General features: G+C 58.3%; 24 protein-coding genes, 1 pseudogene and 1 riboswitch. Of the genes and pseudogenes, 13 read left to right on the top strand and 12 right to left on the bottom strand.

The features are described 5' to 3' along the window. Positions 1–104: 104 nt before the first annotated feature. Positions 105–539 (bottom strand): VOC family protein, encoded by a 435-nt coding sequence (locus tag J7447_RS09455; protein ID WP_055654941.1) that lies wholly within the window; start codon positions 537–539, stop codon positions 105–107. 312 nt (positions 540–851) lie between these two features. Here J7447_RS09455 and J7447_RS09450 point away from each other — a divergent pair, with 312 nt between their 5' ends. Next, entirely contained in the window at positions 852–1709 is an 858-nt protein-coding gene (locus tag J7447_RS09450; protein ID WP_055656627.1) for a branched-chain amino acid aminotransferase, read from the top strand. Between the two features lie 10 nt (positions 1710–1719). Here J7447_RS09450 and J7447_RS09445 read toward each other — a convergent pair whose 3' ends face one another. After that, entirely contained in the window at positions 1720–2898 is a 1179-nt protein-coding gene (locus J7447_RS09445; RefSeq protein ID WP_209169469.1) for a YbfB/YjiJ family MFS transporter, read from the bottom strand. A 797-nt stretch (positions 2899–3695) separates the two neighbouring features. Here J7447_RS09445 and J7447_RS09440 point away from each other — a divergent pair. From J7447_RS09440 to J7447_RS09425, 4 genes are all read left to right on the top strand, one after another. After that, a complete protein-coding gene (locus J7447_RS09440) occupies positions 3696–4298 on the top strand; it encodes a superoxide dismutase (RefSeq protein ID WP_023000984.1) in 603 nt (200 codons plus the stop codon). A gap of 206 nt (positions 4299–4504) precedes the next feature. Then, entirely contained in the window at positions 4505–4960 is a 456-nt protein-coding gene (locus J7447_RS09435; protein WP_023000985.1) for a cytochrome c, read from the top strand. Positions 4961–5103: 143 nt separating this feature from the next. Continuing rightward, complete coding sequence (locus J7447_RS09430; RefSeq protein WP_168684068.1) at positions 5104–6036, top strand: cytochrome c; 933 nt, start codon at positions 5104–5106, stop codon at positions 6034–6036. A gap of 28 nt (positions 6037–6064) precedes the next feature. Continuing rightward, a complete protein-coding gene (locus J7447_RS09425) occupies positions 6065–6556 on the top strand; it encodes a GNAT family N-acetyltransferase (RefSeq protein ID WP_209169468.1) in 492 nt (163 codons plus the stop codon). A 195-nt stretch (positions 6557–6751) separates the two neighbouring features. Here J7447_RS09425 and J7447_RS09420 read toward each other — a convergent pair whose 3' ends face one another. The 3 genes from J7447_RS09420 to J7447_RS09410 are packed head-to-tail and all read right to left on the bottom strand — an operon-like array spanning position 6752 to position 7677. Further along, entirely contained in the window at positions 6752–7126 is a 375-nt protein-coding gene (locus tag J7447_RS09420; protein WP_209169467.1) for a RidA family protein, read from the bottom strand. Between the two features lie 17 nt (positions 7127–7143). After that, complete coding sequence (locus J7447_RS09415; protein ID WP_055654933.1) at positions 7144–7362, bottom strand: DUF2798 domain-containing protein; 219 nt, start codon at positions 7360–7362, stop codon at positions 7144–7146. 6 nt (positions 7363–7368) lie between these two features. Continuing rightward, positions 7369–7677 carry a putative quinol monooxygenase gene (locus tag J7447_RS09410; protein WP_075282413.1) on the bottom strand — a complete coding sequence of 103 codons (309 nt, stop codon included), beginning with the start codon at positions 7675–7677 and terminating at the stop codon, positions 7369–7371. Positions 7678–7776: 99 nt separating this feature from the next. Between J7447_RS09410 and J7447_RS09405 the strand changes: the two genes are divergently transcribed. Next, positions 7777–8703 carry a LysR family transcriptional regulator gene (locus tag J7447_RS09405; RefSeq protein ID WP_209169466.1) on the top strand — a complete coding sequence of 309 codons (927 nt, stop codon included), beginning with the start codon at positions 7777–7779 and terminating at the stop codon, positions 8701–8703. Between the two features lie 4 nt (positions 8704–8707). On the opposite strand, the gene J7447_RS09400 is transcribed toward J7447_RS09405, so the two are convergent. After that, a complete protein-coding gene (locus J7447_RS09400) occupies positions 8708–9106 on the bottom strand; it encodes a hypothetical protein (RefSeq protein WP_023000992.1) in 399 nt (132 codons plus the stop codon). Between the two features lie 204 nt (positions 9107–9310). Next, complete coding sequence (locus J7447_RS09395) at positions 9311–11395, bottom strand: S9 family peptidase (protein ID WP_209169465.1); 2085 nt, start codon at positions 11393–11395, stop codon at positions 9311–9313. Positions 11396–11538: 143 nt separating this feature from the next. Then, a riboswitch (cobalamin riboswitch) is annotated at positions 11539–11752 on the top strand. 106 nt (positions 11753–11858) lie between these two features. Here J7447_RS09395 and J7447_RS09390 point away from each other — a divergent pair. From J7447_RS09390 to J7447_RS09365, 6 genes are all read left to right on the top strand, one after another. Next, positions 11859–12137: a hypothetical protein gene (locus tag J7447_RS09390; protein ID WP_209169464.1), complete on the top strand. Its 279-nt coding sequence runs from the start codon at positions 11859–11861 to the stop codon at positions 12135–12137. Continuing rightward, a complete protein-coding gene (locus J7447_RS09385; RefSeq protein ID WP_353653767.1) occupies positions 12067–12531 on the top strand; it encodes a DUF1636 family protein in 465 nt (154 codons plus the stop codon). The genes J7447_RS09390 and J7447_RS09385 overlap by 71 nt, the downstream gene beginning before the upstream one ends. Further along, on the top strand, positions 12528–13301 hold the full coding sequence (locus J7447_RS09380; RefSeq protein ID WP_209169462.1) for an ABC transporter ATP-binding protein: 774 nt from the start codon (positions 12528–12530) through the stop codon (positions 13299–13301). Before J7447_RS09385 ends, J7447_RS09380 begins: the two co-directional genes overlap by 4 nt. Positions 13302–13318: 17 nt before the next feature. Continuing rightward, a complete protein-coding gene (locus tag J7447_RS09375; RefSeq protein ID WP_209169461.1) occupies positions 13319–14254 on the top strand; it encodes an ABC transporter substrate-binding protein in 936 nt (311 codons plus the stop codon). Between the two features lie 53 nt (positions 14255–14307). Beyond that, entirely contained in the window at positions 14308–15369 is a 1062-nt protein-coding gene (locus J7447_RS09370) for an iron ABC transporter permease (protein ID WP_168684056.1), read from the top strand. A 153-nt stretch (positions 15370–15522) separates the two neighbouring features. Next, positions 15523–16113 (top strand): hypothetical protein, encoded by a 591-nt coding sequence (locus tag J7447_RS09365; protein ID WP_023000998.1) that lies wholly within the window; start codon positions 15523–15525, stop codon positions 16111–16113. A gap of 35 nt (positions 16114–16148) precedes the next feature. Here J7447_RS09365 and J7447_RS09360 read toward each other — a convergent pair. After that, positions 16149–17384, bottom strand: a pseudogene (locus tag J7447_RS09360) (MFS transporter). 151 nt (positions 17385–17535) lie between these two features. Then, the gene (locus J7447_RS09355; protein ID WP_023001000.1) at positions 17536–18393 is read right to left on the bottom strand and encodes an SDR family oxidoreductase; all 858 of its coding nucleotides are present in this window, start codon (positions 18391–18393) and stop codon (positions 17536–17538) included. A 140-nt stretch (positions 18394–18533) separates the two neighbouring features. Between J7447_RS09355 and J7447_RS09350 the strand changes: the two genes are divergently transcribed. After that, positions 18534–18968: a helix-turn-helix domain-containing protein gene (locus tag J7447_RS09350; protein WP_023001001.1), complete on the top strand. Its 435-nt coding sequence runs from the start codon at positions 18534–18536 to the stop codon at positions 18966–18968. 43 nt (positions 18969–19011) lie between these two features. On the opposite strand, the gene J7447_RS09345 is transcribed toward J7447_RS09350, so the two are convergent. The 3 genes from J7447_RS09345 to J7447_RS09335 all read right to left on the bottom strand — a co-directional run bounded on the left by J7447_RS09345 (position 19012) and on the right by J7447_RS09335 (position 21520). Next, positions 19012–19770 (bottom strand): transporter substrate-binding domain-containing protein, encoded by a 759-nt coding sequence (locus J7447_RS09345; protein WP_208984195.1) that lies wholly within the window; start codon positions 19768–19770, stop codon positions 19012–19014. A 156-nt stretch (positions 19771–19926) separates the two neighbouring features. Continuing rightward, on the bottom strand, positions 19927–20376 hold the full coding sequence (gene msrB, locus J7447_RS09340; RefSeq protein ID WP_209169460.1) for a peptide-methionine (R)-S-oxide reductase MsrB: 450 nt from the start codon (positions 20374–20376) through the stop codon (positions 19927–19929). A gap of 166 nt (positions 20377–20542) precedes the next feature. Continuing rightward, positions 20543–21520, bottom strand: a complete 978-nt coding sequence (locus J7447_RS09335) for a diguanylate cyclase (protein WP_023001004.1) — start codon at positions 21518–21520, stop codon at positions 20543–20545. Positions 21521–21892 lie beyond the last annotated feature (372 nt).

The following is a 21892-nucleotide window of genomic DNA, read 5'->3' as shown; positions in this document are numbered from 1 at the left end:
CCTTTCACGAAACCGCGGAAGAGAACAGCCTGCGGCCTCCTGCGTCAAGCGCAGCTATCTGCGACAAAGGTCGCAGGCAGGACTTATACAGCAATTGTGCCCTGCTATTGGACTGGGGGCAGGGTGATTGCGCCATCCTCTTCCACCGGCCAAAACGGGTTATAGGCAATCTCGAGCAGGTGACCGCCGGGGACTTCCACGTAAGAGGAATACCCGCCCCAAAAGGCTTTCTGGGGTTCCTTGACCGAACGGGCGCCCGCGGCGAGCGCTTTCAGGAAGCTTGTGTCCACCTCGGCTTCCGACCTGCCGTTCCAGGCGAGCGTCACCGCACCGGTGGGGCTGTCGGTGACAGAGCGTCCGATTTCCTCTTCCAGGGAGGCGCGGCCATAGAGGGCAAATACACTGCCGGGAACCTGGAAAAAGACCACTTCGGGACCTGGTGAGGAATGAACCTGCCATCCCAGGCCGTCTTCGAAGAAGCGGCGTGCCTCGGCAACGTCTTCGACCACAAGCGTCGTCACGGAAATGCGCTGTTCCATCCTGAACTCCCAAAATTGCACAAGAACATATAGTGAACTTTGTGTGGCGAGAGTCAATGGCCAGAGGGCGGGGTCGGGGTTTCCAAGCCAGGGCCGGTGATGGGATCCGCATCTTGTCATTGCGCGATCCGACTTGAAAAATTGATGTCGCTCAAGTGGGTGTTTTGGTGATTTTTATCCTGATATCATCGTATCTTGCGAAGAATGACAGCAACTTTCCTCAATTTCGCGGTAAGCTATTGACCTGCCGTGATGAGCGGTGTTGTTTCGGCGGACAGACTGCACAACCGCAGCGCAGAAAAGGGAAGAGACATGAGCGGATGGAGTGACACCTGGACCTGGATCGACGGGACTTGGCACGAGGGCAATCCGCCGATCATGGGCCCGCGCACACATGCTTCCTGGCTCGGTTCCAGCGTTTTTGACGGCGCCCGCTTCTTTGAAGGTGTGATGCCGGACATCGATCTACATTGCAAACGCGTCAACGACAGTGCCGTGGCGCTGGGCATGAAGCCGACCATGAAGGTTGGTGAAATGGTCGAGCTCACCAAGGAAGGCTGCGCCAAATTCGGTGGTGACCAGCAGATCTACGTCAAGCCTATGTACTGGGTCGAAAGTGACGGACCCGGGGTGATCGTGGGCGATCCGGACAGCACGCGGTTCTGCCTGTGCCTGTTCGATGCGCCGATGGCACCCAAGGATGCGGCGATGAGCATCACGCTGTCTCCGTTCCGCCGTCCGACTGTTGAATGCATGCCTGTCAACGCCAAGGCCGGTTGCCTTTATCCCAACAATGCGAGAGCGATGCTGGAGGCCAAGGGGCGCGGCTTCGACAACGCGGTCGTTCGCGACATGCTGGGCAATGTCGCTGAACTGACATCGGCCAACATCTTCATGGCCAAGGAAGGCAAGGTACACACGCCGGTTCCCAACGGCACCTTCCTGAACGGCATTACCCGTCAGCGCGTCATTCAGCTGCTGCGGTCCGTTGGCTATGACGTTTTCGAGCGCACCATGGACTATGGCGAATTCCTGGAAGCCGACGAGATCTTCTCGACCGGGAACTACAGCAAGGTAACGCCGGTCAAGCGGATCGAGGAACGCGACCTGCAGCCTGGTCCGATCGCGGCTCGCGCAAGAGAACTCTACTGGGAATTCTCCCACGCCTGAGTGGGGAGTGTCATCTGACGACCAGTGCCGCGGCTACCACAAGCGCCGCGGCGGCTGCCAGGGATGAAGCAGTAAAGGATCCGGTCAGATGGTGCATCTGGCCGGCAACCCAGGGCCCGGCCATCTGCCCGACGCCAAAGCTTGCCGTCAGTACCGCAAGCATCTGACGGATTGCAGCCGGTCCGTCCCGGCTGACTTCGCGCCGTGCCTCCATCAGGCCAAGGGCGGTGATACCCATGAAGGTTGCCCCGAGGAGCGCTGCGCCGAAAAGGAAGAGCGCAGGCGCTGTGCTCACCGCCGTCAAGGCAACCCCTGCCGCTTCCAGCACACAGGCAAGAGCGAAGCCCTTTCGAGTGCCCATGCGTGCGGCAATCCTGTTCCAGACGTAAATCGAAGGCGCAGCGCACAGCCCAACTGTCAACCAGACGAAGGCTTCGGTTGATTGAAGCGCCGGATTGGCGCGTGCGATCGTATTGACGAAAGTCGCGGTGATGACATAGCCGAAACCGAACAGGCCGTAGGCCAGGATCAGGCGGATGCGGCTGGCAGAGCCAAACGGAGATGCCTGGGCTTCGTCGGGGGAGCTTTGCGCAGGTGTGGTGACTGGCTGGGGAGACGGCTCGGACGGCACCAGAAATGCAGCCACCAGAAGAAAACAAAGCGTGGCAGCGCCACTGGCCAGCCAGAGCCCACGCCAGTCTGCCCCCAGATGCGCCAGAAGGGCGACCAGAAAAGCGGAAAAGGCAATGCCGCAGCCGACCCCGGCAAAGTGGAGGGCGCTCAAGCCGCCGCGACCGGCTGCCGTCAGCCGCTCCAGGATCAGGCTGGTTGAAAAAACCAGCGCAAAGGCGCTTGCGACCCCGCTGGCGAAGCGGATCAACAGAAACACAGACAGGGAAGTGGTCAGCGCCATGGCGGCACTGGTCAGGGCGCTGGCAAGAAGTCCGCCGAGAAACCACAGCCGCGGATTACCGGGCAGGGACCTTGAGGCGCCGGCAAGAGCTCCGGCCAGATATCCGAGAAAATTTGCGGACGCGATCAGGCCGGCATCATCAGGCGGCAACTGCAGGCCGTCGGTCATGAAGGGCAGGATCGGGGTGTAGACGAACCGGCCGATGCCCATCGCGGCAGCAAGGGCGAGCAGACCGCCGAAAGCCAATGCGGCAGGAGAGCGCGAGATGGGTGGCATGGGGTTCCGGTCGTGACGCGATAGGTGAAAACTGACAAGCAGTCGTTGCTATCTTGCACGATCGCTCTGCTTTGTCATTTCAAGGAACGCGTTGAAGTAGGGTTGGTGTAGGGCAGGGTGAAGGCGATCAGTTTCCGGTGCGCACAACAGCGGCGACAAGACGAGTATTGGTGCGTATTGCCTTCCGCAGGGCATTGGTTCGCATCGACTGGACCTTGGAACCGGGAAGCCGGGTCATGCTGGCCTTATCGATACCGTCGCAATGATCTATGTTCCAGCGTAGCAACTGTTCGGGTAGCCGCAGGCCTTGTCGTTACACCATGAAATCCAGTTGTTGTAGCATTCGCCAAGAGCACTGCTGTTTCAGAGGCTGGCCTGAGAGGTGATAGTGGTGGCAAGGAGAATACCTCTTGAGAAAATAGGTGGTATTTTCTATTTGTTATTTAATAATTGCTAGAGTTAAACTCGACAATGATCGAAATCGTTTGTATAATATTATATAACCCCATCTTTTTAAAGTGTTTTTGTTAAAAATAACTGCGATTTTCTTTAAAAAATTACTGATCACATTCCCGTGAATGGCGCAACTGCAGCCGTGTGGACGCGTTCCCTTCGTGGGAAGTGTCAACGGCAGATCGTACGTCCTAAAATAAAAAGAAAAAATTTCTTTATTTTGGGGATCGGCGCTTGCCGTGACGGCCCAGCAATCCTATTTTGCCGCTCGACGCGGCCGTTCCTGCATTCATTCTTGAGGCAGGAATGTCGCCGCCGGTCACCGACCTTTTAAGGAGTTTGTCATGTCTTTCGAATTGCCTGACCTGCCGTATGCATATGACGCGCTGGCCCCTTACATGTCTGCTGAAACTCTCGAGTTTCACCATGACAAGCACCACCAGGCCTATGTCACCAAAGGCAACGAGCTGCTCGCCGGCAGCGGCCTGGAAGGCAAATCCCTGGAAGAAATCGTGAAGGAAAGCTTCGGCAAGAACGCTCCGCTGTTCAACAACGCCGGTCAGCACTACAACCACATTCACTTCTGGAAGTGGATGAAGAAAGACGGTGGCGGCAGCTCGCTTCCGGGTGCGCTGGCTTCCGCTATCGACAGTGATCTTGGTGGTTTCGACAAGTTCCGCGCCGACTTCATCGCCGCAGGTGTTGGCCAGTTCGGCTCCGGTTGGGCCTGGCTCGCAGTCAAGGACGGCAAGCTGGAAATCATGAAGACCCCGAACGGTGAAAACCCGCTGGTACACGGCGCAGCGCCGATTCTCGGCTGCGATGTGTGGGAACACTCCTATTACATCGACTATCGCAATGCGCGTCCGAAGTACCTCGAAGCTTTCATCGACAGCATGGTCAACTGGGACTACGTGCTGGAAATGTACGAAGCTGCAACGAAGTAATTCGGGATACATCCCGTTTTGCGAAACCCCGGCCTGAAAAGGTCGGGGTTTTTTGTTTGGCTGTTTCGTCAGCGTTGACGCTGTGTTCACCGAACATGGCGCACTTCACGCGACCGTGATTTTCAGACCGAGCGGTACATGGGCTGTACTCGCACTGGTGAATCATTGCCGAAGGCAATTTCCACGAGAGGGAGAGAACGATGCGAATGATCAAATCGGCTGTTGTATTGGGTCTTGCGGCCGGGATTGGCCTTGCCGGTTCCATTGCTCAGGCGTCTGACGATCCGATTGCGACCCGGCAGGCCATCATGTCGTCGGTCGGCGCGGCCGCCGGGCTCGGTGGAGGCCTGATGAAAGGGGAGATCGCCTATTCTCCTGCTGCCGGTAAGGCTGCCATCGCAACGATGAATGCAGCAGCCCTGACATTCGGAGACTATTTCCCTGCAGGTTCCGATCAGGGTGAAACCGGTGCCGCTGCCGCCATTTGGGAAAATCCGGATGGATTTTCCGCTGAGCTGGCCAAGTTTGCGGACGCGACTTCAAAAGCCTTCGAAGCATCCGGCAAGGACGGTCCTGCGGATGTCGAGGCTTTCAAGGCTGCGATGGGCCCCGTGTTCGGCTCTTGCAAATCGTGCCACGAAACTTACCGTAAGAAAAACTGACCGGCGGCATTCCGGGGTCTACCGCACACAGACTGCAACAGGCAGGCTCCAGACTGTGAGACAGATCAGCGGCTTTTCACCCTGTCCGGGTTGAAGAGCCGCTGTTTTGGCGTTTCGGTGCCAGGAAGACCCAGGGAGACCTCATGAAAAAGGCTGTCATCGTCCTCGTCGTTCTTGCCGTTGTTGCGGCAGGTGCGGGTTGGTTCCTGTCCGCGCCGACGAAGCTGAGCGAAGCCCAGCTTGCCGCCATTGCGGAAGGGGATGCGTCGCAAGGGGAACTTGTATTCTGGGCCGGCGGTTGCACGTCCTGCCATGCGGCCAAGGGTGCTGCGGGAGACGAGAAGCTGAAGCTTGGCGGAGGCCTTCGCCTGGAGACGCCGTTCGGGGTGTTTGTTGCCCCCAACATTTCGTCCAGCACGGCAGACGGTATCGGAGCCTGGTCGCTTGCTGATTTCGCCAACGCCATGACGCATGGCACATCACCGGACGGGCAAAACTATTACCCGGCGTTCCCTTACACTTCCTATGCCCGCATGTCTGGCGAAGACATCGGCAATCTATTTGCCTTCATGAAAACGCTGCCATCCGTCAACGGCAAGACGCCACCTCATGAGCTCGGTTTCCCGTTCAATATCCGTCGGGGGTTGGGGCTGTGGAAACGGCTGTTCCTCGATCCGTCACCCGTCATAGCCGCCCCTTCAAGCGGGAACGAGGTCGACGCTGCGCTTTGGGACCGCGGGCGGTATCTGGTGGAAGGGCCTGGCCACTGCGGTGAATGCCACACGGCTCGAAATCTTGCAGGGGGACTGGATCTGGCGAAATGGCTCGGTGGTGCACCGGCTCCCACAGGAGAAGGCCGTATTCCGGACATTACGCCGGTAGACGGTGGTTTCGGCAGTTGGAGCGCAAGCGATATTGCCTATTATCTGGAAAGCGGCTTCACGCCTGAATACGATTCCGTCGGTGGTGAAATGGTGCATGTTCAGGAAAACATGGCCAAGCTTCCTGCCAGTGATCGTGAAGCGATCGCCGCCTACCTGAAAGCCATCCCGCCCGTTGCGCCGACAGCCAACTGACGACACCACACGGACCTTTTGTCATTCCATGATTCAATCGCAGCAAATTTCGATCGTACCCGTTTCAACCGAAAACGACCTGGCCCCGATCCGGCACCTGTTTCGGGCCTATGTCGACTGGCTCGGCATCGACCTTTCCTACCAGGGCTTTGAAGAAGAGCTTGCAGGTCTGCCGGGGAAATACGCGCCGCCGTCCGGGGCGCTTTTCCTGGCGAAGGATGGGGAAGGCTCGGTTCTCGGTTGTGTTGGCCTGCGGGCGTTCGGGAAAGACGGTGCGTGTGAAATGAAGCGGCTTTACGTCCTGCCGGACGGACGCGGCAAGGGTGTGGGTGGTGCGCTGGTGGAGGCTGTAATCGCAGCGGCGGTTGCCGCCGGCTACCGGGAGATGATGCTGGACACGCTGCCAAGCATGACGGGTGCCATCAAGCTCTATGAAGCCGCGGGGTTTGAGCAAGTTGGCGCCTATTACGATACGCCGATCCTGGAGACGGTTTTCTTCAGAAAGCAACTGAACGGGTAAACAACTGACGCTTTCAAACAAAACCACCTGCGAGCAGGTGGTCAAGTTTCGCTTTTTATTATTGGGTCGTTTTGCCCGTGCACAGTTATTCGAGAAATTGGAACGCGTATCTCCAGAAAGTTGTAGAGCCGGTCCATTGCTATTCAACTAAGGGATAATACGTATTTCTCAATCCGGTTGCAAGTCGTTCATCGATCAGGTTGCAATGATCGCTTCAACTTCGACCCTCAGCTGTGGGTGAAACAGTGCGGCAACACAGACCAGCGAGCTAGCAGGAACCTCATTTTCATAGAGTTCTGCAAGGGCTGACCGGATTTCAGGCAAGTCGGTCATGTCGGTGACGAACACGGTTACTTTCACCAGATCTTTCAGTGATCTTCCGTAGTAGGCGGCGATAGTGTTCAGTTGAGCGAACACTGCCCTGATTTGCGGGCCGGCCGAATCGGCCTGAGCAGGTGTGCCGAAAGCTGTGAAACCGGATGTATAGACCGTCTGTCCATGCCGAACGGCGTGGGTATAGGGGCCGGCCGGCAGGCCCAGTTCCTCGAAATTCTGTCGGGAAAGAGGCATTATTTTTCCTTTTCTGATTACGGCAGGCGGGCTGAAAGGAACAGCGTTGCCCTTTGCACAGGCGGGCCAAGAAAGAAGGCGATGACGGCAGCGGCGGGCCATGCCAGGCGAAAGGCATTCATCCATTGCCAGAAAAACCTGTCGCTCCAGCCGAGGTTCAGGAATGTGACCCAGCACGACATCAAGAGCGACAGACCCAGCGACATCAGGAACGTCGCGATCAATCGGTTCTTCATGGTCGCCTACCTTTCGATCGCTTCGCTGGTGCCGATTTCGCCCAGTTCTTCAATGTAGCTGACCTGTGTCAGGTTCTGCGCGAGATAGGCCTTGGTGTGCGGCATTTCGAAATGGGCGGCCAGGGCGTCCTTGTCTGTCCAGCTCTCCCAGAGGGTGAACTTGTCGGGATCCTGCAGGTTCTGCCGGATTTCAAAGAAATTGCAGCCGGGTTCGTGTTGGGTTTCAGCCACAAGTCGGCGCAGTTCCGTCTCTGCCCTGGTCCGCTCCGCACCCTGTTGCAGTTCGATACCAGCGCTGATGAAGTAATTGCCCATGAGTGTCTCCGTTGCGTTTAAGGACGAAGACAGACTTATTGATTTCTCTAACCTCAATCTATATCGAATAATGAGAGTTTAAATTTTGAAAATGAAATCATGCTCGACGACATTGCCTTGTTTGTTCATATCGCGCGTAATCGAAGCCTGGCAAAGGCTGCTGCGCACCTCGGATTGCCTGCGGCAACGGTGACCCGGCGCCTGGCGAAGCTGGAGGAAACCATAGGCACGCAGCTGGTCTTCCGCTCCGCGCGGAAGTTCGATCTGACGGTGGCGGGTGAAGCGTATTTCGAGGCCTTTGCCGACCTGGTTCAAAACGCTGAGACGACATTGGACGGGTTAAGCACCGATCTGCACGGTCTTCGGGGAGCGTTGAAGGTGGCGGCGCCCACCAATATTTCCATCGGCATCCTGCAGCCCATGTGGTCGGAATTTCTCAAGACCTTTCCGGAGATCCAGCTGACGCTGACGCTTAGCAACGAGAACAAGGATCTGCTGGAACACAGGGTCGATATTGCCCTCCGAGCCGGACCCCAGACCGATGAGCGGCTTTACCAGAAGCGTCTCGGGGTGGTGGCAACGGTTCTCGTTGCGGCGCCTGCTTATCTTGAACAGGCGGGTGCCCCGGAAAGTCCGGACCAGATCGGCCGGCACAAGGTGGTGCGGGTGTCCACGCTTCCGCAATGGCAACTGACAAATCGGGAAACGGGCTGCCGCGAGACCGTGCCTGTCGATGCGCGTGTCGTTGTCGATGACATCAGTCTTGCCCGGCAGCTGGCCGGCGACGGTCACGGGCTCGCTCTGTTGCCTGCGAGTGAGATTTCCGATGACCTGATTTCAGGCCGCCTCAAACCTGTGCTCGCAGACTGGCAAGGGCAGCAACGGGATATCTTTGCGGTATGGCCCACCGGACGGCTGCTCAATGCCCGGGCGCGCTGCCTGCTTGACTACATGGAACCGTTCATGGCAGCGCTTCCCGTGTTTCAGGGGACTGTCGTCCAGCGTGATCCTGCAAGATCCGCTTGATGTCCTACGCAGTGTAGGGATTGCAGCGGATGTAGCGCGGCTGATCGATGTAGCTGGACATGACCGCAAGCCATGCGTTGCATTCGCCTTGAGTCTTGAAGCAGCCGGCCTGGGAAATGATGTATTTCTGGCTGAAATTGAAGACCTTGCCACCGGCAATGCCTTTCCAGCCGCTGCCGGTAAAGGTGCGGCAGTCATAAGCTGTGTTGTAGGTGCTGGGGATGTCCTGCCGGTTCTTGGTGAATGTGGGGGAGAACAGCAGCGTTTCCACCACATTGCCGCCGGTCGTGTCGTAGGACTGGCATGCGGCAAGGCTCAGCGTGGCGGCCATGACCGGAACCAGGCGCAACCCCTTTTTCAGCCCATCAGCAAGGCGGTGCGGAAGTGTGCGGTAGCAGGTCATCACGGGCTCCAGTGAACAGCATCGGTACGGTCCAGGACCGTTCAATTGATTGATTTGCAACAACTCTCACATGAGCCGAAGACTTGGTCAAAATCAAGTCACGTTCGCTCGGGTGGTACCCGCAAGGGCGTATGAAAGGAATTTAGGTTCCTGGGCGTGCGAACTGCTCCGCACGCCCGGAAAATCCTCGGGTCTGACGAGGTGTCAGGCCTTGTCGGTCACCAATAGGGCAAAGGCCTGGGTTTCGGCGACTTCCTTCAGCCGGTCGAAACGGCCGGAAGCGCCGCCGTGACCGGCTTCCATGTTGGTTTTCAGCATCAGCAGCTTGTCACCTGTGCCGGTTGCCCGCAGCTTGGCAACCCATTTGGCCGGCTCCCAGTAGGTCACGCGCGGATCGGTCAATCCGCCTACCGCGAGGATGGCCGGATAGGCCTTTGCCTCGACGTTGTCATAGGGCGAGTAGGACGCGATGTAATCGTAGGCTGCCTTGTCCGTGATGGGGTTGCCCCATTCCGGCCATTCCGGCGGCGTGAGCGGCAGCGTGTCGTCCAGCATGGTCGACAGAACGTCGACAAACGGAACTTCGGCAATGATGCTGCCGAATTTTTCCGGTGCCAGATTGGCAATCGCCCCCATCAGCATGCCGCCGGCCGAGCCGCCCTGAGCGACGATGCGGTCGTGCGAGGTGAAGTTTTCCGCAACAAGATGGTCTGCCGCGGCTATGAAGTCGGTGAAGGTATTCTTCTTGTTCTCGCGCCGCCCATCCTTGTACCAATGGAAGCCCTTGTCCTTGCCGCCGCGAATATGGGCGATGGCGTAGACGAACCCCCGGTCGACCAGCGACAGGCAGTTGGTGTTGAAGCTCGCCGGAATGGTGATGCCGTAGGAACCATAGCCGTAAAGCAGCAGAGGTGCGGAGCCGTCGAGCCTGGTGTCCTTGCGGTAGAGCACAGACACCGGCACGGTTTCGCCGTCGGCTGCGGGAGCCATCAACCGGCGAGTGACATAGTCGTCCGCATCATGGCCGGAAGGCACTTCCTGTTCCTTGCGCAGAACACGCTCGCGGGTCTCGACATTGTAGTCGAAGGTCTGCGATGGCGTGGTCATCGAGGAATAGGTGAAGCGGATCGTGCTCGTGTCGAACTCGTAGCCGCCGCCAAGGCCGAGCGAATAGGCTTCCTCGTCGAAGGCGATGGAGTGCTCGATGTTGTCTGCAAGCCGGCGGATCACGATGCGCGGCAAGCCGTCTTCGCGCTCCAGCCGCGTCATGAAGGACTTGTAGACGCAATGCGACAGGATCAGGCATCCTGCCTTGTGGGGCACAAGATCGGACCAGTTTTCGCGGCCGGGATTGCCTTTCGGCGCAGTGACGATCTTGAAGTCCTCGGCGCCGCCTGCGTTGGTCAGGATGTAGAGTGTGTCGCCGTGATCGTCGATGGAATACTCGATACCGGTCTGGCGCTCTGCGACAAGCACCGGTTCGGCGGTCGGGTCGGTGGCCGGGATCATCCAGACTTCGGACGTCTCGTGATCATGAATGTCGATGACGATGGTGTCGCCGGACTGGGTCTTGCCGACGCCCATGAAGAAGCCGGCATCCTTTTCCTCGTAGACGAGAACGTCGCTCGCCGGGTCGGAACCGACTTCGTGACGGAAGAGTTTCGAGGGCCGGTGGTTGGCGTCGAGGCGAACGTAGAACACATAGCGGCTGTCTTCCGAGAAGACGCCGCCGCCGCCCGTGTCCTCGATGGCGTAGTCGAAATCCTTGGCAGACTGGGCGTCGCGCAGCTTCAGTGAATAATATTCCGAGCCCTTGTCGTCATAGGCCCAGGCGATGAGCTTGTGATCCGTCGACTGGCTGACGCCGCCGATCCGGAAATATGCCGTTCCTTCGGCTTCCTTGTCGCCATGGAGAAGAACCGTTTCCGCGCCACCGTCACGCGGGGTGCGAAAGAAAACCGGTTGCTGGCCGCCGGTTTCATACTTGAGGCCGTAAGCGAAGGGCCCGTCGGGCGCAGGAACCGAGCTGTCGTCTTCCTTGATGCGGCCGCGCATCTCCGCAAAAAGCTTCTCCTGCAGAGCCTTCGTCGGTGCCATCTGCGCTTCGTGATAGGCATTTTCCGCTTCCAGATAGCTGCGGATGTCGGCATCCAGCACGGACGGGTCCTTCATGACCTCCTGCCAGTTGTCCGCCCTCAGCCAGGCGAAGTCGTCCTGGCGGGTAATGCCGTGGGTCTCAAGGGTGAGGGGGCGCGCTGCGGCGCGCGGGGGAAGGGCATCCTGTTTCATGGATCGGAGGTAAGATTTTTGAGCCTTGAAGGCAAGGGTCAATCCTGCCGAGGCGGCTGGGTGTTTCCGCTTCCAGGCAATCCTGTCGTGCTTTCAGACAAGAGCAGCGACCCGCAAAAGTCTTTGACATTTTTCAGGCGTTCGCGCACTTAGGAAGAGATGGTTCCCGACTCCGAACTCCGGACCGGGATTAAAAGGGAACACGGTGCGACAAGCCCGAAAGGCTGCAAATCCGTGACTGCCCCCGCAACTGTGAGCGGCGAGCAAACCTGAAAGCGCCACTGGGGAAACCCCGGGAAGGATCAGGCAAGCAATGACCCGCAAGTCAGGAGACCTGCCATTTCACCTTAAACCTTAACCCGGGCGGGGTGCCCCGGAGGAGTGAGTGACATGGCCAATCGGCACCTGCCGGCAAAGTTGCACATTCGGTTCCTAACTGCCCCGCGAAATCGCGGAGGGCGATATGAACCGGAAATTTTCTGCTGAATTCTCAAGACTTGCCAACCTCCTGACCGAGGCTGATCCGCTGGCGACGCGCGCAGCACGCGCGATGGTTCCCGATGGGCTGCAAAAATCTGTTGTCAGCAAGAACATGGGTAATGTAATAACATTACATGATGATTGTGCCAAACGTACCCGATCCGGCCGTGCCCAGTGCAACGAGGAAAGCAATGCCTTTGCTTTTCCGCAGCCTCCTGTCGGTTCGCTGGCAGAAGCCGTGGAGGCGCGTCATGAGCAATGATCCGCATAAGATATTTGTCTGCACGACCTGTCGTCACAATGGGCAGACTTGCCATCCCGGATATAGGCTGATCTGCAAGCTGAAAAGTGCAATGGCACAGGCAGTGCCTGTCGTTGGAGACGAATTCGAAATCAGTGGAACAGCCGACATGGAGAGCTGTTCGAGACCGTGCACGCTGGCATTCAAGGCCACCGACAAGGCGATCTACCTCTTTGGGGACATTGAGGACGATACGGACATCGACGACCTGGTCGACTACGCCAATCGGTATCGCCAGATTGAAAATGGATGCGAGGTGACCGAGGAAAGCCACGGCAAGCGCTGGAGCGCATCGCAAGGCCGGCTTCCGGCAGCGATGATCGTTTCAGAAGCAGACGGGACGGCGTTCTCATGACAGGGGTCGATCTGTTTGTCCGGGAGGTCAGCTGGAAGACGGGGCAGGGCAAAACCATTCTGCATCCGCTCAGCTTCGGTCTGCCTGCCGGTGAGGTTCTTGGAATTGCCGGCGCCAATGGTGCCGGCAAATCCACCCTGTTGCGGCTGCTCTATCGCTTCCTGAAACCGAAAACGGGCGAAATCCTTCTGGATGGCACGGATCTCTGGCACATCAGTGCCAGGGAGGCCGCCAAAACGATCGCCGCCGTGCTTCAGGAGCAGCCGACCGACTTTGCCTTGTCCGTGCGCGAGATCGTCACACTCGGTCGGCGTCCCCATGCAACCGGTATTGCCGGCGCAGGCAAGCGGGACGCCGAGATCGTCGATGACTGTCTCGGGAAAATGGATCTGCTGTCCTATGCAAAAAGAGCCTTCGGCACATTGTCCGGGGGGGAAAGGCAACGGGTGATGGTGGCCCGGGCGCTGGCGCAAGAACCAAGGCTTCTGGTGCTGGATGAGCCGACGAACCATCTGGATATCCGTCATCAGCTCGAGATCGTTGAGCTGATTGCCGATCTGGACATTACCATTGTCACCAGCCTGCACGACCTCAACCTGGCAAGCCGTGTCTGCGACAAGGTCTTGCTGTTGCATGAGGGCCGACTGGTTGCCCAGGGAATGCCGGAGACGGTGCTGACCCCCGGCAACATTGAGCAAGCCTATTCGGTACAGGTCCGACTGGAGCAGCTGTCTGCCAGCCGCGAGCGCTACCTGACCTTCCATCTTTGAATTTCTGGAGACTTAAAATGAAAAAAATTGCCCTGGGCCTCGCGCTCACCTTTCTGTCTGTACCGGCAATTGCGCAAACGACCGTGGAAAGCTGCAACCGCACGGTGACCTTCGACACGCCGCCCAAAGCAGCCGTTTCGAACGACGTCAACCTGACCGAGATGATGCTGGTACTTGGCCTGCGCGACCGCATGGTTGGATATACCGGCATTTCAGGCTGGAAGACGCTGGACGCGGAAATGCGTGAGGGCGTTGCCGAACTTCCCGAACTCGCGTCGAAATATCCGAGCAAGGAAGTGCTGATCGGGGCCGATGCCGATTTCTTCTTCGCCGGCTGGAACTACGGCATGAAGGTGGGCGGTGAAGTGACGCCTGAAACGCTGGAGCCGTTCGGCATCAAGGTCTACGAGCTGACCGAATCCTGCATTCATATCGGCGACAAGCCGAAGGCGTCCCTGCAGGATCTCTATAACGACCTCCTCAACCTCGGAAAGATCTTTGGTGTCCAAGACACAGCCCACGATCTTGTTGCGGCCTACAAGCTGGAGCTGGACCGGATCGCGGCAACGGTGCCTGCTGGTGAAGAGCCGCTGCGGGTCTTTGTCTACGACAGCGGCGAGGACAAGCCTTTCACCGCCGGACGATATGCCATGCCGACAGCGCTTATCGAGGCAGCCGGCGGCGTCAACGTGATGGACGATTTTGAAAAGAGCTGGGCGACCGTCGACTGGGAAACCGTGGTGGAAAAAGACCCGGACATGGTCGTGATCGTCAACTACGGCGAAGTGACGGCTGACCAGAAACGCGACTTCATGAAACACAATCCCGCTCTGGCCAATATTGCAGCCGTCAAGAACGACCGTTTTGTCGTGCTGGACTATGTCGAGGCAACCCCGGGGCCGCGGAACCTCAAGGCCATCGGTAAACTCACCGAAGCGTTCTGGGGAGAGTGAGCCTTGCAGAAGATGCTTCGAACTGCCGTTGCAGGCAGAAACGATGGACCGGCATGAGCCTGCTCACGGCCAAAAGCGCTGGCCTGCGCCGGTTGCGGGGGAATGGGGTATTGCTTCTGGCCGGCGCGCTGGTGCTGGCTATTTCCATTGTAGCCGCCATCGGTGCAGGTGCGGTGCCGATCCCGGGCAGCACTGTTTTCAAGGTCCTCGTCAACGGCGTGGTGCCCGGCTATTTCGACGTGGACTGGTCCAAGGGCCGGGAGGCTATCGTCTGGGAGATCCGGTTTCCGCGGGCCCTGCTGGCCGGGTTTGTCGGCGCTGGTCTGGCCGTTGTCGGCGCCGCCCTGCAATCCGTCACGCGCAATCCCCTGGCCGATCCGCATCTGCTCGGCATTTCGTCCGGTGCAGCGGCTGGCGCCATTCTTGCGCTGTTGCATACTGGTCTTTTCCTGGGGCTGATGACCGTTCCGCTGATGGCATTCGCCGGTGCGTTGGCGGCAACTTTTCTGGTGCTCGGGGTGACGCGGTTTGCATCTGCAACCAGTGCCGACCGGCTGGTGCTGGCCGGTGTGGCCGTGTCCTTCATCATCATGGCGATCGCCAATATCCTGATTTTTCTGGGCGATCCGAGGGCAACGCATACGGTTGTCTTCTGGATGCTGGGCGGTCTCGGTCTTGCCCAATGGGCTCAACTGCCGTTTCCGCTAGGCATTCTGCTGCTGGTGGCGCCGTATTTTCTGCTGCGGTCTGCCGATCTCAATGCGATGACCATCGGCGATGAAACAGCGTCGACGCTCGGCATTCCGGTGGCCCGGTTCCGTCTCACGGTATTTGTGCTGGGAGCTCTGATCACCGGTGTGATGGTAGCCTTTTCAGGCATCATCGGCTTTGTCGGGCTGATGGTGCCGCATATTGCCCGCTTCCTGGTAGGGGGCAATTATAGCCGGGTTCTGCCGGCATCGATGATGCTTGGCGCAATCTTTCTGATCTGGGCGGATATCATCGCACGAACGCTCCTGTCCCCCGAGGATATGCCTATCGGCATTGTCACCGGGCTGATTGGCGGCATTTTCTTCGTGCTCCTTCTGCGCTCCCGCACGGGTCAGGCACACTAGAACCTCGCATGGTCCGCGTCCGACCGTTCAACTGGGCCAGGTTGAACGGTCGCTGGTCAGAGCGCGGCTCAAGGTTCGTTGTGGCAGATCTCGACGGTTTCCATCAGGCAGCATTTGTATAGTGTTGCTCTATCGAGACAAGAACGGACCCACATGGACAAACTTCCTACCAATCTTGCGGAATTCACACACATCCGGATCATCATCGGCATGGTGATCGGGCTGGGTGTTGCGCGGCTTCTCAATGGCCTCGCGCGGTATGTTCAGCATCCCCAACGCGAAGAGATCTACAGCGTGCACCTTGGGTGGTCGTTGTTCATGCTTTTGTCCGTCGTTCACTTCTGGTGGTTCGAATTCGCACTTGGCCGCATTCAGGTCTGGACGTTCGAAAGCTATCTGTTCGTCATCGCCTTTGCCGCACTCTACTTTTTTATTACCGCCGTGCTTTATCCGGACAAGATGGGCGAATACGCCAGCTACAAGGATTATTTTCACGCTAGGCAGACCTGGATCTACGGCTTGCTTGCCCTGATGTTCGTACTCGACATCGTGGACTCACGGCTGAAGGGGATCGATTATTTCAACGATCTTGGAACCGCGTATCTGGTGCGTCAGATCGTGATGATCGTGCTGGTGCTGGCCGCGACGAGGATCCGCAAGTCCGCTTATCACATCGGTCTTGTCAGCGTTGTCCTACTGTCGCAGATCTGGTTGATCACCAGCAACTTCAGCGTCCTGAAGTAACTGGCGTCCTCTGGCCGTTCATCTCAACCACAGCCTCAAGCGGCTGCGCCCGTCGGCCTCATCTTGCCGCGCATGAAGATGAAGATCATCACCGCCATGTTGAGGAAGTTCCAGGCGATACCGTTCAGGAACGCGGCCTGGTAGGAGCCTGTGAGGTCATAGATCCAGCCGGACAGCCAGCCCCCGAGGGCCATGCCGAGAATTGTCGCCATGATCACCAGTCCGACACGCTGTCCAGCTTCGCGGGCCGGCAGGTATTCTCGCACGATCACGGCATAGCTCGGCACGATGCCGCCCTGCGACAAGCCGAAGATGAGGGACACGAGCTAGAGCGAAGCCAGGCCGTTGAAGGGAATGAACAGGAACAGCGCGGCGCATTGCAGCACGGAACCGATCAGCAGGGTCATGACACCGCCGATCTTGTCGGCAATATATCCGGATGCCAGCCGGCTGATGACACCGGCACCGGTCATCAGTGCGATCATGTCCGCTCCGGGGGCAACGCCATAACCCAGATCGACGCAATAGGCGACGATGTGAACCTGTGGCATCGACATGGCGACGCAGCATGCGAGACCAGCGACAACGAGAAGAGCCTGCAGGACGGCAGGCGGCAGGCCGGTGTCCTGGCGACCGAAACGGGCCGTGGCCGCACCAGTGCTTAAGGACGTGTCCGGTGGAGGCCGGCGCAGCAAAAGGGCCAGCGGCACCATGGCGACAAGGCAGATGACGCCGATGAGGATATAGGTCTGGCGCCAGTCGGACGTCGCAAGGCTCCACTGGATCAGCGATGGCCAGAGCACACCGGCAAGATAGTTTCCGCAGGCGGCGCAGGCGACCGCAAAACCGCGCCGTTTCAGGAACCAGTGTGAGATGTCGGCGATCAGCGGGCCGAATGTGGCCGCGGTGCCCAGACCGATCAGCAGGCCTTGCGCCAGAGAGAAGCTCCAGACATCCGGCGCAAAGGCGGCCAGAACGAAGCCGGCACCGAGTGAAAGAGCAGAGCCTATGACGGGTATGACAATGCCGTAGCGGTCGACGACGCGGCCAAGCAGGTAGTTGCCCGCGGCAAACCCGAACATCGTCGCGGTGTAGGGCAGGGACGCTCCGGCACGATCGATCCCGAAATCCGTCTGGACGGCGGGCAGAACGATGACAACCGCCCACATGCCGGCACCACCAAGGGTGCTCAGCAAAATCGAAATCGCCAACCGGAACCAGGCGTAAGGCCCGTCCTGGACGTATGGATCGGATGCGTTGGCAAGGGACATGATCGGGTACCGGGAAAGTGCAGAACCATCTGCCTAACAGGTTCGCCGATGGGGAACCAACAAATATCCTTGAACCAACCGACCACAAATTCAAATGATTGCACGAAGGCGGAGAGGCCGCCTTCGTGCCGGAGCAGATGTTTAGCGGACGTCAGGCGTTCGCTTTCAGGCTTTCGGAGATGAAATCACTCAACGAGCGGGTCGGATGACCGATCAGGTCCTCCAGGGCCGTGGAAGTCGTGAAGAGCTCGCCTTGAGACGCGCCTCTGTCGGAGTCCGCGAGGACATTTGCAAAGCCTTCCGGCAGACCTGCCTGGACCAGGATGCCGGCATAGGTTGCTTCTGGCAGGTTGTTGAAAGGTATCTCACGGCCGGACTGGCTGGAGAGCTCTGCTGCCAGGTCGGCAAGACTGAACGCAGGTGATCCGCCAAGTTCCAGTGCTCGCGTGCTCAGGTCGCTGCCGGCAACGGTGCGGGCTGCGGCTTCCGCGTAATCTTCGCGTCCAGCGGCGGAAAACTTGCCGTCACCGCTTGCGCCCGCAACGGCACCATGGGCAAGGGCAGCCGCTACAGTGCCGCCGAAATTCTCGATGTACCAGCCGTTGCGCAGCACAGCATGGGCAATGCCGCTTTCGCGCAGCATCCGTTCCGTTTCGGCATGTTCCACACCCAGCTGGAGGCTGGACTGCGGAACGTTGAGAAGGCTGGTGTAGACGATGAAACGGACGCCGGCTGCCTTGGCTGCATCGATGACGGCCTTGTGCTGCGGTGCGCGCTTGCCGACCTCCGATCCGGAGATCAGCAGAAGTCGCTCAACACCTTCCAACGCAGCCGGCAGGGTGGCGCTATCATCGTAATCAGCCTTCACCACCGAAACCTGGTCCGTGGCAAGATCGCCCGCTTTTTCCGGTGAGCGGACAAGCGCGCGAACTGGCTCGGCGGTGAGGCCGGCAAGATGTTTGAGGACAAGACGGCCCAGCTGACCATTGGCACCCGTGACTGCGATCATTGTGTTTCTCCTTGAAGGTTGATCGTTCGAAAATGCATCGGATGCTGCCCATGTAGACGGATCACTTACTTTTTGTTAGTACGTACAAAAAGGTTAGTTTTGAGATTTATCGGATCTCGGACAAAAAACTGGAAAACAGGATGAGCGATACGGCAGAAATAACCCCCAAGTGCGTGCTGAACAGCGGCGCGCCCTTGTCCGAATTGATGCAGCAGGGGGAACTGCTCAACCAGAACTGTCCATCACGCGAAATCCTGCGGCATCTGACGAGCCGTTGGGGCGTGTTGGTGCTGATTGCGCTTCTGGAAAAAGATCAGCGGTTTTCAGAACTTCGCCGCACCGTGGGCGGCGTCAGTGAAAAGATGCTGGCGCAAACGCTGCAGACATTGGAGGCCGACGGGTTCGTCAACCGGTATTCCCACCCGGTGGTGCCACCGCATGTCGATTACAGCCTGTCCCCGATCGGCCGGGAGGCCGCAGAGAAAGTGCGAGAATTCGCTGACTGGATCGAGGTCAATATCGCCAGGATCCTGTCCGCCAAATCCGGCCATGAGGAGGCCGTGGCAGCGGAATAAGGATTTGAGGCGTTTTTCCGGTCCTTGATCGGGAGATGAACCGTCAGTGGGTATAGCGGTCGACGATCTGCCAGTATCTCGGATCGCGCCACACCCTGGAGACGGCAGCTGACAGCCGGCCTCTGATCTGCGGATCGAGATCCTTGTTGGCCGCCAGCCACTGGATGCCGTGGGTAACCGGGGCGCCGATGACGAGACTTCCCGGGTCGTATCCCTGCTGGCGGAACATGTAGCTCGCCCGAACAGACATGGTGTACCAGGCATCGATCCTGCCGGTCTTGAGCATGACGCTCATCTGTTCGGCTGATGGTATTTCCTCAACGTTGCGAACACCGAACCGCTGGAGGATCTGGCTGCGCTGGCTGCCGAGATGCACCCCGATGACCTTGCCGCTCTCAATAGCCTTTTCAAAGGTATCCAATGGCTGGTCGAGCGTTACGAATGCGCTTTCCGTATAAAGCAGGGGTGCGATGTACTGGAATTTCTCACTGCGGTTCCTGGAATAGGCAGCAGTGAAGAGAAGTGAACCGGGCGTGTTTTCAGCCAGTAGCTGCGCGCGCCTCCAGGGGGCGAAGCGGATCTTGATATCCAGGCCGGCCTCTTCTGCAACGAGCTCCATGAGCTCGACTGCAATGCCCTTCTCCTGCTCATTGATGGAGAGAGGGGGCAGATATCCGGTGAATGCGACCAGCTCTTCTGCGGCGGCTGGTGAAGACAGGACCGGTTGGCCGGCAAGTCCCAAGCCGAGGCCGAAAACCAGTGCGCGCACGCAGGTGCAAGCAAAACTCCGTAGTACAGACAAGTCCCACCCCGATGTTCTTGAAGTTTGTGATGCTATTATTATCAGGGGTGTGTAACTGAAATCTAAAACTGGAAACTGTTCTTGAAACGGGCTTTTTAATGCATGCATTAGATCTGCCCGCCCCGAAGCTGTAGCCGAGGCGGGCAGATGAACGGTCTATTCTGACTTGGTGGGTGGCCGGCCGCCGTGAACGAAATTCATTGCATGGCCATTGAGGCAATAACGCAAGCCTGTCGGCGGTGGCCCGTCCGGGAAGACGTGACCCAAATGCGCGTCGCAACTGCTGCAACGGATTTCGGTTCGGATCATGCCATGGGACTGGTCTTCGAGTTCCCGGATTGCATCCGGGTCGACTGCCTCGAAAAAGCTGGGCCAGCCGCAGCCGGAATCGAATTTTGTATCCGACATGAACAGCGGCGTTTCACAGCACACGCAATCGTAACGGCCGATGAGCTTGTTGTCCCAGTAGGGACCGGTGAAAGGGCGCTCGGTGCCGGATTGGCGGGTCACATAGAACTGCTCGGGTGTAAGCTGCTCCATCCATTCGGCGGTGGTCTTCCTGATGGGGGGAGATGCTTTTTCGTGGCGGGTGGTTTCGTCGCTCATTCGGCATTCCTTATTTGATGTTTTTCCCAGAAATAGGGGCGTGCACAGGTTGCTGCAAGCCGGAGCAGATAACGGTTTCGTCAATCGTCACCTGCGGAGCCAGGCCGTGTTTCATCCGTTCATGGATTGGAAGGTGCTCTTGATTGTCGCCGTAAAAGGTCCGGGGCTAGCGAGCCAGGTGGCTTAAGGACGTCTTCACCCGGTTACCGCCTTCCTGTCTCGCCTGAAAAACGCAGTTTTCGGCAGCGGCGAGGAGAAATTCCGAGCTTTCCGAGACCCCCGTCTGTTCCACGACCGCGCAAGCCGCACCGACGGAGGCCGTCATGACGCCATTGCCGGCGGTATTTTCCGGGTTGGGAATGCCAAGGTCCTGAATGGCTACGTGCAGATACGCGCTGATAGTCTCGGCGCCCATTTCGTGAGTTCTTGGCAGGAGGAGAGAAAATTCCGCCGTTGCCGTTCGTGCGGCGATATCTGCCGGACGCCGCGCGGTTTCCTTCAGGGTATCGGCTACCCTGGTCAGGCAATCCTCGGCAGCGCTCGGTCCGAACCGCTCCACCAGAGCTTCGAAACGGTCGAGAGACACCTTGATCAGACTGGTGTGGGTCTTTTCACGCAAGGCGATTGCCCATTCCCGTTTCAGGCCATCCTCGAAGGCACGGCGGTTGAGAAGTCCGGTGAGCGGATCCGTCTGGGTTGCCGCATCCAGCAGGCTTTCCAGCTCCTTGCGTTTGGAAATGCTGCGGAAATAGACCGCGAATGCGTAAGGCTTGCCGGCGGCATCTTCCAGAAGATGCGTGGTCACCTCCGCCCAGACCATCGGGCCGAAGGCGGAACGGAGCTGAAGATCGGCATGGGGAAGGGGGGCGTCGGCATCGCCGCTGCCGGAAAGGATCCGGTGCAGAAGATCTGCATCGGTGTTCGGGCTGGCCAGATAGACCAGGTCGCTCAGGTGATCGACCAGTTTGTCCGCACTCCATCCGAACATGCGCTCGGTTGCGGGAGAGATGAAAGCGGGCGTGCCGTCCAGACCGATCAGAACAATGGCTTCATTGCCAAGTTTGACGAGCGTTTCAAAGTCGATGTTGGACGGACGGAGCAGATCCGTTCCCGAAGGCCTATCCCTATTGCTACCCAACACCATCTTCTGTGCCTCGCTCGAATTCCGTGGCAACGCATTCCCGAATTGAAACTGAACGGTATTCACGCTTTGAAATCAAGTGGCAAGCTGCCTTTCTTGGGTGCAGGCGGAGGTGGTTTGACCCGAGTGTGAATGTTGTCGGGTGTATTGCGGGCGCGGATACCTCAAGTTTCGGCCGTGATACGTTTTCAGTACAGAATAAATCTGTGAGATCCCCACTTGTCAGTCCTGCCCCTGACAAAAGCGCTCATGTGACGCGGGTGAATTTACCGAAAATCGACAGACATACGCTTGAACACGTAAATTCAACTGCCTAAGACATGTCATAACCCATCGGGACCGTTATTATCCGGCGGATCGGGGCTGATTCGAGCA

The sequence above is a fragment of the Labrenzia sp. R5_0 genome (genome assembly GCF_017743835.1).
GTDB lineage: Bacteria > Pseudomonadota > Alphaproteobacteria > Rhizobiales > Stappiaceae > Roseibium > Roseibium algicola.
Note: the sequence above shows the minus strand (reverse complement) of the source record. Positions and strands in the feature narration are given on the sequence as shown.

Bases quoted from the DNA above. Each gene is read 5' to 3' on its own strand.
- J7447_RS09455 (WP_055654941.1), bottom strand. From the start codon at position 539: ATGGAACAGCGCATTTCCGTGACGACGCTTGTGGTCGAAGACGTTGCC.
- J7447_RS09450 (WP_055656627.1), top strand. From the start codon at position 852: ATGAGCGGATGGAGTGACACCTGGACCTGGATCGACGGGACTTGGCAC.
- J7447_RS09445 (WP_209169469.1), bottom strand. From the start codon at position 2,898: ATGCCACCCATCTCGCGCTCTCCTGCCGCATTGGCTTTCGGCGGTCTG.
- J7447_RS09440 (WP_023000984.1), top strand. From the start codon at position 3,696: ATGTCTTTCGAATTGCCTGACCTGCCGTATGCATATGACGCGCTGGCC.
- J7447_RS09435 (WP_023000985.1), top strand. From the start codon at position 4,505: ATGATCAAATCGGCTGTTGTATTGGGTCTTGCGGCCGGGATTGGCCTT.
- J7447_RS09430 (WP_168684068.1), top strand. From the start codon at position 5,104: ATGAAAAAGGCTGTCATCGTCCTCGTCGTTCTTGCCGTTGTTGCGGCA.
- J7447_RS09425 (WP_209169468.1), top strand. From the start codon at position 6,065: ATGATTCAATCGCAGCAAATTTCGATCGTACCCGTTTCAACCGAAAAC.
- J7447_RS09420 (WP_209169467.1), bottom strand. From the start codon at position 7,126: ATGCCTCTTTCCCGACAGAATTTCGAGGAACTGGGCCTGCCGGCCGGC.
- J7447_RS09415 (WP_055654933.1), bottom strand. From the start codon at position 7,362: ATGAAGAACCGATTGATCGCGACGTTCCTGATGTCGCTGGGTCTGTCG.
- J7447_RS09410 (WP_075282413.1), bottom strand. From the start codon at position 7,677: ATGGGCAATTACTTCATCAGCGCTGGTATCGAACTGCAACAGGGTGCG.
- J7447_RS09405 (WP_209169466.1), top strand. From the start codon at position 7,777: ATGCTCGACGACATTGCCTTGTTTGTTCATATCGCGCGTAATCGAAGC.
- J7447_RS09400 (WP_023000992.1), bottom strand. From the start codon at position 9,106: ATGACCTGCTACCGCACACTTCCGCACCGCCTTGCTGATGGGCTGAAA.
- J7447_RS09395 (WP_209169465.1), bottom strand. From the start codon at position 11,395: ATGAAACAGGATGCCCTTCCCCCGCGCGCCGCAGCGCGCCCCCTCACC.
- J7447_RS09390 (WP_209169464.1), top strand. From the start codon at position 11,859: ATGAACCGGAAATTTTCTGCTGAATTCTCAAGACTTGCCAACCTCCTG.
- J7447_RS09385 (WP_353653767.1), top strand. From the start codon at position 12,067: ATGCCTTTGCTTTTCCGCAGCCTCCTGTCGGTTCGCTGGCAGAAGCCG.
- J7447_RS09380 (WP_209169462.1), top strand. From the start codon at position 12,528: ATGACAGGGGTCGATCTGTTTGTCCGGGAGGTCAGCTGGAAGACGGGG.
- J7447_RS09375 (WP_209169461.1), top strand. From the start codon at position 13,319: ATGAAAAAAATTGCCCTGGGCCTCGCGCTCACCTTTCTGTCTGTACCG.
- J7447_RS09370 (WP_168684056.1), top strand. From the start codon at position 14,308: ATGAGCCTGCTCACGGCCAAAAGCGCTGGCCTGCGCCGGTTGCGGGGG.
- J7447_RS09365 (WP_023000998.1), top strand. From the start codon at position 15,523: ATGGACAAACTTCCTACCAATCTTGCGGAATTCACACACATCCGGATC.
- J7447_RS09355 (WP_023001000.1), bottom strand. From the start codon at position 18,393: ATGATCGCAGTCACGGGTGCCAATGGTCAGCTGGGCCGTCTTGTCCTC.
- J7447_RS09350 (WP_023001001.1), top strand. From the start codon at position 18,534: ATGAGCGATACGGCAGAAATAACCCCCAAGTGCGTGCTGAACAGCGGC.
- msrB (WP_209169460.1), bottom strand. From the start codon at position 20,376: ATGAGCGACGAAACCACCCGCCACGAAAAAGCATCTCCCCCCATCAGG.
- J7447_RS09335 (WP_023001004.1), bottom strand. From the start codon at position 21,520: ATGGTGTTGGGTAGCAATAGGGATAGGCCTTCGGGAACGGATCTGCTC.